This window comes from Streptomyces monomycini, assembly GCF_022271435.1.
Classification (GTDB): domain Bacteria; phylum Actinomycetota; class Actinomycetes; order Streptomycetales; family Streptomycetaceae; genus Streptomyces; species Streptomyces monomycini.
Genome location: NZ_JAFIQY010000003.1, coordinates 123202 through 136019, shown reverse-complemented (window position 1 = coordinate 136019; position 12818 = coordinate 123202). Strand labels below are relative to the sequence as shown.

General features: G+C 71.0%; 5 protein-coding genes and 1 tRNA gene. 5 read left to right on the top strand and 1 reads right to left on the bottom strand.

Going from position 1 to position 12818, the window contains the following annotated elements; genetic code table 11:
- Positions 1 to 200 precede the first annotated feature (200 nt).
- From JXZ78_RS05225 to JXZ78_RS05210, 4 genes are all read left to right on the top strand, one after another.
- Complete coding sequence (locus JXZ78_RS05225) at positions 201 to 1940, top strand: PD-(D/E)XK nuclease family protein (RefSeq protein ID WP_078624083.1); 1740 nt, start codon at positions 201 to 203, stop codon at positions 1938 to 1940.
- Positions 1933 to 3204 carry a pPIWI_RE_Y domain-containing protein gene (locus JXZ78_RS05220; protein WP_157851504.1) on the top strand — a complete coding sequence of 424 codons (1272 nt, stop codon included), beginning with the start codon at positions 1933 to 1935 and terminating at the stop codon, positions 3202 to 3204. The genes JXZ78_RS05225 and JXZ78_RS05220 overlap by 8 nt, the downstream gene beginning before the upstream one ends.
- The gene (locus tag JXZ78_RS05215; RefSeq protein ID WP_030018975.1) at positions 3197 to 6958 is read left to right on the top strand and encodes a pPIWI_RE_Z domain-containing protein; all 3762 of its coding nucleotides are present in this window, start codon (positions 3197 to 3199) and stop codon (positions 6956 to 6958) included. Before JXZ78_RS05220 ends, JXZ78_RS05215 begins: the two co-directional genes overlap by 8 nt.
- An 82-nt stretch (positions 6959 to 7040) precedes the next feature.
- A complete protein-coding gene (locus tag JXZ78_RS05210) occupies positions 7041 to 10109 on the top strand; it encodes a pPIWI_RE module domain-containing protein (RefSeq protein WP_030018976.1) in 3069 nt (1022 codons plus the stop codon).
- 445 nt (positions 10110 to 10554) lie between these two features.
- On the opposite strand, the gene JXZ78_RS05205 is transcribed toward JXZ78_RS05210, so the two are convergent.
- Positions 10555 to 10627, bottom strand: a tRNA-Arg gene (locus tag JXZ78_RS05205).
- A gap of 314 nt (positions 10628 to 10941) precedes the next feature.
- Between JXZ78_RS05205 and JXZ78_RS05200 the strand changes: the two genes are divergently transcribed.
- Entirely contained in the window at positions 10942 to 12672 is a 1731-nt protein-coding gene (locus JXZ78_RS05200) for a dynamin family protein (RefSeq protein WP_030018977.1), read from the top strand.
- Positions 12673 to 12818: the final 146 nt, after the last annotated feature.

Below are 12818 nucleotides of genomic sequence, written 5' to 3'. Positions count from 1 at the left end.
GTGACTGCAATGTTAGATCTTCATGGACTCAGTTCACATATGTATGTCATGCTGGATCGCGTCCAGGGTGCCGTTCATAGCCTGCCAGGCCCCTTGGTTCTGTACGTCCACTTTGCCCTTGCCGCCTTGCAACGGGGGTCACAATGCAAAACCCACCGGGTGTGGCCGGAGAGGACTGGCTGATCAAGGCGAGTCCCCGGATGGCTCGGCCCGACGCCGCAGCCTGCCCTACGCACCGCCGCATCGCGATGCGGCCTCAGCTCGTCGCCGAACCGGCCGTGCCGTTCCTGTCCACGCCGTATGAGGAGTTCGGATTCGGCCCGCTCTTCGCGGCGCTCGATCGTGTGGAGCATGACGGCCGGTCCGTCGAGCAGGTGCGCGAGGAGCTGCGGAACACCCGTGGACCGTTCCGAGGCAGGGGTGCCCCGGTCCACCCCGTACATCTCGCGTGGACCGCGCACGCCCTGGAGCGGTACGTCGCGGCCCGCGCCCGGGAGCAGGCCGCCGCCGCGGAAGCAGGGCTGCCGCCCACCCTGGCGGTCAAGCAGCCGTGGACGTGGCGCACCCGCCGACTGGACGCACCCGATGCGCGCGGTGCCCGGCAGTACGAGCACACCCTGTGGGGTCGCATGTACGCCTCCACCGACGGGACGGTGCGCGACCTCTGGCTGCCCTCGCTGGGTCGGGCCAAGGTCGGCCGCCCCAGCGCTGAACTCGGGGCCGTGGCGCAGGTGATGGCCCATGGGGCGCCCACGCCCCGGCGCAGGGCGCGGGACGAACCCCCAGCCGGGGCGACCGGCACCGGCCGCCCGCCCGCCCTGGTGCGCGTCTTCGACGTCGGGTGCGCCGATGGTTCGGTGGAACCGCTGCTCGGTGCGCCGCCGTTGTTCGGCGAGGGGCCCGCCGAGGCGAAGGAGCGGTTCGAGGGCGACGCCGTGCCGGCGTTCCTCTCCGCCGCGGCCGCGACCGGCACCACGCCCGGCGAGAGTTGCGTCGCGTGCAAGGCCATCGCCGGATGCACGGACCTGAAGCGCGCCCAGGGTCTGTGGGGAGGGCGGCGCCCGTCGGCCGTCCGCAAGCGCCGTTCCGTCTCCGCCTGGGACCTGCGCCTGTACGCGGAATGCCCCGCCCAGTACCACCTGGTGCGGCGTCTGCATCTCAACGACCTGTCCGGCGAGAACGACGGGGCACGGCGTGGCAGGTTCGTCGACTCCCGGCTGGACGCACTCCACGGTGAAAAGCCGCTGCGCGGCTGCCGGGACCGTGCGGCCCCCGATCCGGACGCGCTGCGGTCCGAAACCGGTCTGGACGAGGCGTCCGCGCGTGAGACCGCCGGAATGCTGGCCGGGCATCGGTTGCTGTGCCCGCTCGACGGACTCGGCGCCGACGAGCGCGTCCTCGTGCAGCATCGGGTGGCGGCCTACGTTCCCGAACTCGATGTCGTCGTCCTTGCCGTACCCGATCTGGTGTACACCCATCGTGGCCGGTGGATCTGGCGCGAGACGAAGACATCCTCCCGCCCGCTGTGGGAGCGGGATTCACTGCTGCGTACGTATCCGCAACTGGCGCTCGGCGTACTGCTGTTCCACGCTGGGGTTGTGGGCGACGACCCGCGCCGCTCCTGGGTCGAGCTGGAGCACCTGCGCGAGGGCCGCGGGGAGAGCAGGCTCGAACGCGTCGATCCCGGGCGCGCCGAGATCGTCGACGAGGCCCAGCACGTCATCGCCGATCTCGCCCAGCCGCTCATCGAGGACACCACGTACGAACCGAGGACCGGGCGCCACTGCCACAGCTGCCTGGCGCGCACCTGGTGCCGTCCCGGCAGCGCCTACGCCGCCGACCATCCGCTGCCGCGCGGCCCCGGTGCGTCCTCGTCCGCCGACGGGTCCGAGCCGAGTGCCGACCTGGCGCCGCGAGGGGGTATTGCGTCCGATGACTGACCAACAGGCAGCCCCGGACTGGATGTTCAACCGGGACGTCGTTCTGCTGAGGGACGTGGCCACCGCGGTCCTTCACCTGGCGGCCGTCGACGACCTCGACGCCTTCGCCCTGCCCTACCCGGCCGGCGCGCAGCGCGCCCTGGATGCCCTGACCCTCCAGTGCCTGCGCAACGGGGCCACTCCCCCGGCCGGTGTGCCCGAGATGGTCCGCTGGGCCCGCGCCCGGCCGCTCAGCAGCTGGCCTCTCGACCAGCTGCCCGCCGACCTGTTCGACGCCGCGGACCGGCTGATCGACGAGAGCTCGGGAGAACCCTCCCAGCTCTGCCACGAACTTTCCGTGCGTGGGCACGGCGACAGCACCGGGCGACAGTACGACCGCATGGTCATTCACGAGGCCCTGCGGGTCTGCCGTGCGATGTCGGCGCCCGAGTCGTACACGGCCTTCCGGCGCCTGCTGGTCACCAGGCCCGTGGTCACGGAGGACGACTGGGCCGAGATCAGCTGCGACCTTTTCCTCGACCCGGTGCGGTTCCTCGTCGAGGAGATCTACGCTCCCGTCCCCGCCGGGTTCCGGCGCGACGGTTCGTATCTGTGCTGTCACCGCTGCCTGACTTTGCTGCACCCGGTGTCCGACGCCGAGTGGTGGTGCGAGCGGGATCAGTGCCGCCACCAGGGCCCCGCGCCGCACGGCCGTGAGCTCGTGGCAGCAGAGGCCGGGGAACTGCGACAACTGCGCAAACCGTTGCGTCTGTTCGTCACCGGACCCGGCCAGGCGGAGACCTCCCTGGAGGGCGAGCTGCGGGCACTGGGTCTCACCGTCGAGATGTGGCCCAACTTCGATTCGTACGACGTGCGCGTCATCTTTCCCGACGGTCATGTGTGGGCCGTGGACGTCAAGGACTGGGCGCATCCCGCCTTCCTCGGCCGCAGCGCGACCGCGGTGCGGGCCGAACCTCCCTACGACGAGGCGTGCTGGGTTGTCCCGGAGTTCAGGGTCCGCGCACGCCGTGACTATCTCGACAGCTATGCCAGGGAGCGGGGCGCTCAGGCGGACGGGCTCAGGCTCCTGACGGATCGCCAACTCGTGCGGGCGGCCCGGCTGCGCCTGGCCGGTGACCGAGGGCCGAACGCCTCCATCGGTCCGTTCCGCGCGGGAGCGGGCGAACCGTCGAGCCCCCGCCGAGGGCCCGCCGGACACCGCCCCATGGACAATATGACCCCGGACGAGGACGCCGGGCAGGAGGACGGAGCGGACGATGCGTGACCGCAGCAGTTGGTACCAGCCGGTCGTGGCCGCGCTCGGACCCTGGCCCGAGGAGCACGCCAGGACCCGGCCCGCCCTGCTCTGCCAGGTCGAGCTTGCCCTGCGGCTGATGGAGACCGTGGCACCCGGCCACGCCGCCGACGGGGCGTGGACACTCCTGGGCGGCTACGGCCTCGCCTTCGCACGCGCCGCGAAGCTGCCCGTGGGCGCCGCGGAACAGGTTGCACTGACCGCCGCCCGGCACCTGCTGTGGCCGATGCGCCGCGGCCGGATGTGGCGGCAGTCTCTGGACGCGTACCTGGAACTGCCGGAACGGCTGCGGGCGTACCGTGTCCCGGTGCACGGGGAGGAGGCATACCGGGTTCCTCCCAAGGTCGCCGCCGACCGCTTCGCCGTGTACGACGAGGCGCTGGCGAGCCTGCCGGGCTTCGCCGTCAAACCGATGGATCAGGCGGAGGCGGGCGAGCATCGCTTCATGGACCGCCGCCACCGGCGTACCTCCGTCACCATCCCGGCCGACCTCGTACGGGGCCCCCTCCCGGGCCACCCCCTCACCACCGGACGCCCGGCCACCGCAGGACCTCTGGAGGTACCGCTCGACGAGCTCGCCGACGTGGCACGGTGGATGGACGAGGAGGAACGGCGGCGCGGCCGCAAGGCAGGTAATTGGGCCCAGCGCCTCGACGACCTCGATCTCGACACCCGTACCTCCGACGGAACCGCCTTCGTGTCGGCCTCCGCGCTGCCGCTGGACCGGCTCACCCACCTCGTCGGTATGGTCGGCGCGGGTAAATCGACCCTGATGACCCTGCTCGCCGTCTGGGCGCACCACAACGGCCTGCGCACCACACTCGTCGTGGGCGATGTGGCCGAACAGCTCACCCTCACCGAACTCTTCCGCGGCCTCGGCCTGAATGCCGCCTTGATCCAGGGCGGCACCACGCGCCCCCAACACACTCAGCGGCTGCACCGCAGGCTCGCCGCGCGCGGAGCGCACTCACTGCTCGTCCACACCGACGCGACCTTCAGACATCTCAGCACCGCCTGTCCACTGGACGCGCTGCGCGCACTCGACACATCAGAGCCGCTGCGCTACAACGACGCACCGTGCGGCGGCCTGCACCCCGTGCGCAGGGACGGGGCCGCCGAGGGTGGTGACGAAGCGGCGGCCGAGAACGCCCTGCGCGCACTCGAACGCGCCCGCGGCGCTTCCGGCAGGCCGACTCCTGAGGAAGGTGCCGGGGAAGAGGAGGAATGGGGCACCCCGCACGCCTGTCCGCTGTGGAGCGTCTGCCCCCGGCACTCCGCCGCGCGCGACCTCGTCGACGCGCTGATCTGGGTGGCGAACCCCGCCAGCCTCGTTCAGACGGCTGTTCCACGCCAGCTCAACGCCGAACGCCTGCGCTACCTGGAACTGGCCTGTCTGCGCAGCGACATCGTGATCGTCGACGAGGCCGACCGCGTACAGATGCAGCTGGACCAGATGTTTGCGCCGTCGGCCACCCTCGTCACCACCGGTGTCTCCGATTCCTGGCTCGACCAGTTGCAGACCCATGAGATCGCCGAACTCGCCCGGCAGGGACGACTGCCGCTCTCCGACCAGGACGTGGAGCGGTGGTCCGCCGCCCTGGACATCGTCGGCACCGCGGCGGACCGGCTGTACGCCATGCTCATCGACGATGAAGGTCTGCGGAACTGGGCACAGATCGACTACTTCAGCGCATGGACTCTTCAGGAGAAGCTGCTGAACGCATGGTATCCGCTGACGTCCGACCGTGCCGTCCGGCGTGCGGACGGCACGGAGGCGGGCGACGTCGAGGACGAGGCCGCGCTGTACGAGGACGAGGGCGACGGCGAAAGGGGCGCCGGGGACGGCCCAGGAGAGGCGGATCTCCCTGGGCCGGAGGCGCCCTGGGCACACCGCCGCAGTGAGATCACCGGGTTCTTCGACACGTTCCGGGACGATCCGCTTGGCGGGCGGGGCCCCTATCTGACGCCCGCCGACGAGCTCACCGCCCTCGCCCACGACGTCCTGCACACTCTCGACGAGAAGCGGACGCGCGCCCGGGTCCGCGCGCTCCTCGATTCCTTCCTCGTCGGAGCGCCGGGGCCCCAGCAGCGGCCGCCGTCCACCGTCCGTCAGGGCAGGGAACCGGCGCGCGAGGAGGTGCCGCTTACCGAGGAATGGCGCGAACTGCACGCGCGGCGAATGGAGTTTACCCTTGTGCTCGCCGCACTGCACCAGCGCCTGGACCGGGTGACCTTCCTGTGGCCCCAGGTGGAGGCGGCGCTGCGGCTCGACGCGGCGAGCCACGAACTGACCCGCCGGCCACCTCTCGACTACGCGCCGCTCCTGCCCGAGGCACCCATGGGCAACGTCCTCGGCTTCCAGTACCTCATCGACGAACGGGCGGCCGCCCGCGACAAGGACGGTCGCCGCACCGGAACCCTGCGCTTCTTCCGCTGCGCGGGCGTGGGCCGCGAACTGCTCCTCGGCCTTCCCCAGCTCGGCGCCGATCCCGCCCGGGAGGAAACCGGTCCACACGTTCTGCTGATGTCCGGCACCAGCTGGGCCGGCACGTCCACCCGCGCCCATGTCCTCGCTCCCGTCCGAGCGGTCCTGAAACCGCAGAGCAAGGCGCTGCGGTCCATCCGGGACACCGTGTTCCGCACCGAGTTCCTCTACGACGCGGCCGGGCAGCCGATCCGCCTCTCCGGGCAGGACCCTGACAAACGCGAGGACGTCCTACGCCTGATGATCGACCGGCTGGCCCGTCCCCGCAGGGACGGAACCACCTCTCCGCTGCAGAGCGAACTCGCTCAGATCCCCGACCAGCGCCGCAGGCGGGCCCTCCTTCTGGTCGGTAGCTACGCGGAGGCCGGGGTGGCCGCCACGGCCCTGGACGAGATCCCGCGCTGGCGCGGCCGGGTTCGTGTCCTGGCCGCTGACGACGCGGAACTCGAAGCCGCGGTCGACGGAAGGGCACCGGCTGGGAGTCGGACACGGAGCACCGGAGCGGTGCGACGCGGTGACCTCGCCTCCTTCGCCGAGGACCCGGATGCCGAACTGCTCGTCGCTCCTCTGCTCGCCGTCGAGCGCGGGCACAACATCCTCACCACCCCCCAGCGTCCCGGCGAGGAAAGGGTAGCGGCGTTCGGAACGGTGTTCTTCCTGGTCCGTCCCCACCCTCGTCCCGATGACCTGTCCCTGGCCGTGTTCGCCATCAACGACTGGGCGAGCCGGTTCGTACGAGGGCAACTGATCAGCGAGGGGGCGACATTCGGTGATCTGGTGGCGGAAGCCGACGGTCTCGATGCGGCAGGCGGCACCTTCCGCACCGTCGCCCGCCGGGTCTGGCGGCACGTGCTGTCCCGCCCCTACATCTACTCCTCTCTCTCCGACGACGAGAAGGAATCCTTCGTCTGGGACCAGCTCGTCACCATCTGGCAGGTCATCGGCCGCCTCGTCCGCGGTGGGGTACCCGCCCGCGTCGTGTTCGTCGACGCCGCCTTCGCGCCGCGGCTGGCTGCGGCACAGGCACCCGTCGCAGGCAGGAACAGGCGGTCCCGTACCAACGACCCGGGACTGCTGGTACGCCTCCGGGACGTCCTCGCCCCGTACTTCAGCGGTACCGAGAACACTGCCGACAGGCCCGACCCTGCCGACATCGAACTCGTCAAGCTGCTCTACCGGCCGCTGTATGAAGCGCTGTGCGGCCTTGGCGCTCCGCCCGCGCCGCGCGGCACCGACTGACACACCGGGACGCCGCCGCTGCCAAGGCTGCCGAAGACACGGCGCTTCACCGACCACGTACGACATCGCAGGGAGAACGGACATGTACCAGCGCATTCGCCGATCCGCGTACCACCTCGCCGAGGGCAGCGAGCCCTGGACCGAGGACTACCGCGCCCTCGCCTTTCCCGAACACTGGCACGCGGATCTCCTCGAACTGCACAACCACGGGCGCGACGAGGAGAAAAGGCAGCTGACCCTGCCCACGCGCCGGCTCGACGGTGTCCTGCAGACCCTCGCTCCCGACGTGATCGTGCGCCCCCGCCCCCGTGTCCCCGTCGAGCCGGGACCGGAGCAGGGCCCCCCGACCGCCGCGGACTTCTGGATGTACGTCCCCGCCTCGGCGACCGATCCTCTCCCGGAGCGATCCCTACGGCAGCTCCTGGACGCATGGCTGCGCACACTCGGCCCCAAGGGTGCGGGGCAGGACCCCGGGTTCCGTTCGCTGCTGCTCGCGAGCAGCGCCGACCTCAAGCGGAACCTGCCCGAGTGGCAGCCGGTCACCGGCGTCGAACTGCTCACCGGTCCTGTCACCCCCGGCGGGACCGCCGCCCCTGACCCCCGGCAGTTCCAGCTCGCCACCGACGCGTTGGCCCGCCGCATCCTGTCCCTCGATCCCTATCACTTCGAAGGAGGGGAGCTGCGCTTTCGGGCTGTACCTCGCGGACCTCGCGACCAGGGGGCCGAACTTATGTCGCAGCCCCTGTGCCGGACGGTCAAGCGCAAGGAGTGGTGGTTCTCCGTCGTACTCAACATCTCCCTGCACACCGCGCCGTTCGATGCCAGGCCGCGTCTGCATCTGCACTGGAGCGTACGGCGGTGGGCGACGCATCCGCGGGCCACCACCAAACGCCTCAACCTCTCCTACCGGGAAGCCACCACGGTCTACTTGAGGCCCACCATCCCCTGGCTCCCCGGAGCACCGGCCACCGAGCGCTACGCACTCGCCCGACTGCGCCGGGACCGGGCAGCGGACACCTTCGCCTGGTCCGAGAACGATACGGCCGGCATCCTGCGCGGACTCAGCCTCGCCGGCAATTTCCCCGACCCCGAACAACTCCTCGCCGAACCGGGCTCCTGGATCGGCGAGGGTGGAGGGGTCCGCGCCGCAGTGGTGCACAGCACCCGGATGGGAAAGCATGAGATCGGCACCGGCTTCATGCCCAACCAGCGCGCCCAGCTGACCGAATGGGCCGAACAGGCCCTTCCGGAGCCCGTGGTGCGGGTACCCGATCTGCAGCGGGGGCGCGGCAAGGGCATCGGCGCACCGGGGAACCGGCGGCCCAAACCGAGGACCGACGAGGCCAAGAAGACCGAGCTGCTGCGCGAGACCCAGGCGCGCAGGGCGAACCTCGCGGCGCAGGCACGGATCGCCGGCTCGGCCCCGCACCACAGTGGTCCACCGCTGGTGGAGGTCCGGTTGCTGTGGCAGTCACCAGAGGTACGCAAGGAAGCAGTGGCCCAGTTCGCGCACGCCCTGGGTCTTGACGGTGACGGCGGCGCCTCCGCAGCCGCGATCAAGGACCGGGACTTCGACGAAGCCCGGCCCGGGGCACCGGTCGTCCTCGAATGGCAGACGGAGGAACTCACCCTGCGGCTGCGGTGCCTGCCCCTGGCCGACGGACTCGGAGACCGGCTGACGCCCGACCCGGCCGTCAAAGGCAAGGGTGCGGCCATCTCGACGGCCGTCGTCGAGCGCCGCAGTTCCCTGGACTCATGGCTGCGCGCGGACGGCGCGGACCCCGGCCGCCCTGAACTCGCCCTGGTGGAGATCGCCCACCGCAGCACCTTCCGCCCGTCGACGACCGACCCCAAATTCGCCGTTCGGCTGGGGTGCGCTGACGCAGGCGTACTGACCCAGTTCGTTGTGACTCCGTCCACTGACCGGCAGATCGACAACGCTGACAGCATCGGGCATCGCACCCACAGTTCCTGGCTCGACGGGCTGCGTCAGCTCGGCGTCCGCGTACTGCCGCAGCACACCCTCGGTGACGACCTGCCCGATGGGCTTCAGTACGCCGCAGTTTGGATGGTGAAGCGCCGCAAGGACGGTCCGACCCGGCTGCCCAAGCACCTGCCCGTCGCCGTCCTGGCCACGCCGCTGCCGCACGCGACGGGTCAGGCTGCCGTACGAGGCTGGGACGACGCCGCGGGGGAGTGGGTGCCGTATCCGCGCTTCCTCCTGGGCCTGGTGAAACAGGCCGAGATCGATCCCGAGGCATGCGCGGAGCCCGACCCGCAGAACGGCGGCCCGCAATCAAGTACCCCCCGTGTGACCGGCAAGCAGTGGCGCACCAACCTCGCCCAGCAGCGCAAGGAGACCGCGGCATTCCTCCAGCGCGTACTGCACTCGCTCCGCGGTCAGCCCACCGTGCTGATCACTCACGCACAGAACAGCAGGCTGCACTGGCCGTGGTTGCAGGACGGCCGGATCGAGCGGGATCTGATCCGGACGGGCCACGCCCCCGCGGGCCGGCTCGACGACGAACTCCGCCTTGTGCGCGTCCGAGGGTGCGGCGGGCGGGAGGCCGCGCAGTGGTGGGGCCTGGCGGTACCCGGTAAGCCGCACGGCCAGCCGGCCGGCTTCTGGGCCCAGACCATCCCGTCGCAGGGCGTTGCCTCATCAGGGGACCGGGTCTTCTACAGCACCACGGAACGCCCGGGTACCCACGCCGTGTCGCCCGCCCTCGACCGCCTGGCCACCAGGGTCAACGCCGCGGGCAACCTCACCTCGCAGGCGGGCACCAGTGCCTGGAACCCGACCTTGCTCGAGATCGCGGTGCTCGGCTGCCACGCGGACGACGACCCGGGCGCCCTCGCCCTGGGAAAGCCGGACGAGGCCGAGGCTCTGGCCCTCGCCGTACACCAACTGCGGCAGGCACCGGACTATGCGGCGGCGCTGTCCCTGCCGCTCCCGCTTCATCTGGCGGGACTGGCCCAGGCATACGTCCTCCCGATGCTCGTGGAGGGTGATGGGAGTTCAGCAGGAGCGACGGCGGGGCCCACTGTGGAGCAGGACCAGGGGAGCACGACGGACAACGATTCGGACCCGGACCTCGTGGACGCGGCCGAGCTGACCATGGAACCCGAAGAGGGAGACGACGAGGGGTGAGGCTCCTCTGCGGCGGGTTGCTGGGCTGTGGGACGAAGCGGTTCTCCCGGTCAGTGATCGATGCAGGGCCGCTGGCTCCGCGACCTGCATGGTCCGGCGGCTGCGCCACACCGGGTGGTTGGCACCGAGATCAAATCTTACGTGTGCGGCGTTGCGATGACATGCGTGGAGCAGATTGAGCCAGCAGCCATGAACAGGGCAGGCGCCGCTTTGGCACCCGCTCTGTGTGTTCCCGATGGGCCGTCAGGATGGCTCTGACCAGGTATTACTCTCTCGCGGCGGGAGACAGCCCGACGGTTGTCTCCCGAACTGGGGGACGTATGTGGGACGGGGAGCCAAAGGCGAGGGTGAAAATCGGGGCAAAGTTCACTCCTAGGCAACGAAAAGGCCCTCCGCAAGTGATCTTGCGGAGGACTCGAAATGGCCTCTGACCTGCATAAATGAGCGCCCCCGGCAGGACTCGAACCTGCGGCCAAGTGCTTAGAAGGCACCTGCTCTATCCACTGAGCTACGGGGGCCAGGTGGTGGGCGTGGATCACACGGGCCGCCGACAAGGATAGGGCTCCGTGTGCCTCGTCCCGGTTGCTTCACCTCCGTGGCACGTTGTGGAGGTTCGGTGAAGCGGTCCCGATAATCGCAGGCAGGTACGAATTCTGCACCGTTTTTGGCGCCTCACGCGTCGGGTGTTGTGCACTCGTTATGCCTGAGCCCCTCTGATCGCGACTGCCCCATGCGTCGCTGATCCCGATCTGTACGGGTTTACGCGGCACGCACAGAGGGCTATACGCTTCAAAAACCTGCCAAAATTGGGCATTCTGCACGAGTGGCAACCTTGGATGTACAACCCCGGCTCCTTGACGTCCTGTCCGCGCTGCGCGACCGCGTCGACGCCGCGCGCTTCCCGCTGCCACTGCCCGGCGCCGCCCGCGCCCGGCGTACCCGGTCCGAGTTGCTGGACCAGCTCGACGACTATGTGATGCCCCGGCTACGCGCTCCTCAGGCCCCGCTGCTCGCGGTCGTCGGCGGATCCACCGGCGCCGGCAAGTCCACGCTCGTCAATTCCCTGGTGGGCCGGCGCGTCAGCGAGGCGGGCGTACTGCGGCCCACGACACGTACGCCGGTGCTCGTGTGTCACCCCGACGATCATCACTGGTTCGCGGGACGGCGCGTACTGCCACAGTTCACCCGCGTCTGGGTGCCCGAGCAGGACGGCCCCGAGGGGCTCGACGCGTACGACGACGCGTGTGAACGCGAGTGCGAGTACACCTACGAAGGTGAGGACGGGGAGGAGGGCGGCGGCGCGCCGGCGAGCACGGCGGGCATGGCGCCCCTGCGCATCGAGACGGATCCGGCCCTGCCCAGCGGACTGGCCCTCCTGGACGCCCCCGACATCGACTCGCTCGTCGCGCGCAACCGGGAGCTGGCCGCCGAGCTGATCTGCGCGGCCGACGTATGGGTACTGGTCACCACCGCCGCCCGGTATGCGGACGCGGTGCCGTGGCACCTGCTGCGTACGGCCAAGGAGTACGACGTCACCCTCGTCACCGTGCTGGACCGGGTGCCGCACCAGATCGCCACCGACATCTCAGCGCGGTACGCCGCCCTGCTGACCCGCGCCGGGCTCGGAGACGTACCCCGCTTCACCATCCCCGAGCTGCCCGAGTCGGCGGGCGGCGGCAGCGGGCTGCTGCCCGCCACGGCGGTGGCGGCCCTGCGGCGCTGGCTGGAACGGCACGCGCAGGACCCCGTGGTCCGGAACGCGGCGGCCGCCCGTACCACCGCCGGGGTGCTGGCCTCGCTGCACTCCCGTATGCCGGCCCTCGCCGGAGCCTCCGCCTCCCAGCACGCCGCCACGCTGCGGCTGGCCGACCAGGTGGAGCAGGCGTACGAGGAGGCCGCGGCCCGGGTACGGCGCGAGGTCGAGCAGGGCGAGGTGCTGTCCGGCGACGCCCGCGCCCACTGGCGCGACCACGAACTCGGCGGCCGCCCCGACGAACTGCTGGACGCCCTGACCCACGGACTGACCTCCCTGCTGCGCTGCGCGGTGGAAGAAGCCGACGAGCGGGCCGCCGAGGCGTGGCGCGGGGACCCCGCGGCGGCGGACGCGGCCCTGGCGGAGGTGGCGGACGCCGCGGCCTCGGCGGCCCGCCTGGGCGTGCTCGTACGGCGCTGGCGGCGCTGCTTGGAGGAACTGGCGGAGGAAGGCGTACGGGAAGCGCGCGCGCCACGAGGCGGGCGCGCGGCGCGCAGGGCACGGGCCGGGGAGCGCGCGAAGTCCGCCGCCGACCCGGAGGAGGCCGCGGCACTGCTGGCCACCACCTTGCTGGGCGGCCGCCGGGCCCGTACAGCAGGCGAGGCCCTAGCCGACCTGCTGGGCGCGCAGGCCGCGGTACGGCTGCGCGACCGGGGTGGCCGACTGCTCGACACGTACCTCCGGCGCGCGCTGGACGGCGAACGGGAGCGGCGCCTGACGCCGCTGGAATCGCTGGGCGTACGGCCGGACCACCAGGCCGCGCTGATCGCCGCGCTGTCTCTACTGCAGAAGGAGAAGGTGACGCGGTGACTGCTCGTGTGGGGCGTATGGATGGGGATGTGGGCGGGAGCGGGGACGGGGATGTGGGCGGCGGGTACGCGGATGGGGACGTCGGGGCGCGGCCGGAGATGGCGGAGGGTTCGCCGGTGGCCACCGAGACGGTGACGGCTACCGAG

Coding starts and splice junctions, on each gene's coding strand:
- JXZ78_RS05220 (WP_157851504.1), top strand. CDS start 1,933: ATGACTGACCAACAGGCAGCCCCGGACTGGATGTTCAACCGGGACGTC.
- JXZ78_RS05225 (WP_078624083.1), top strand. CDS start 201: ATGGCTCGGCCCGACGCCGCAGCCTGCCCTACGCACCGCCGCATCGCG.
- JXZ78_RS05210 (WP_030018976.1), top strand. CDS start 7,041: ATGTACCAGCGCATTCGCCGATCCGCGTACCACCTCGCCGAGGGCAGC.
- JXZ78_RS05215 (WP_030018975.1), top strand. CDS start 3,197: ATGCGTGACCGCAGCAGTTGGTACCAGCCGGTCGTGGCCGCGCTCGGA.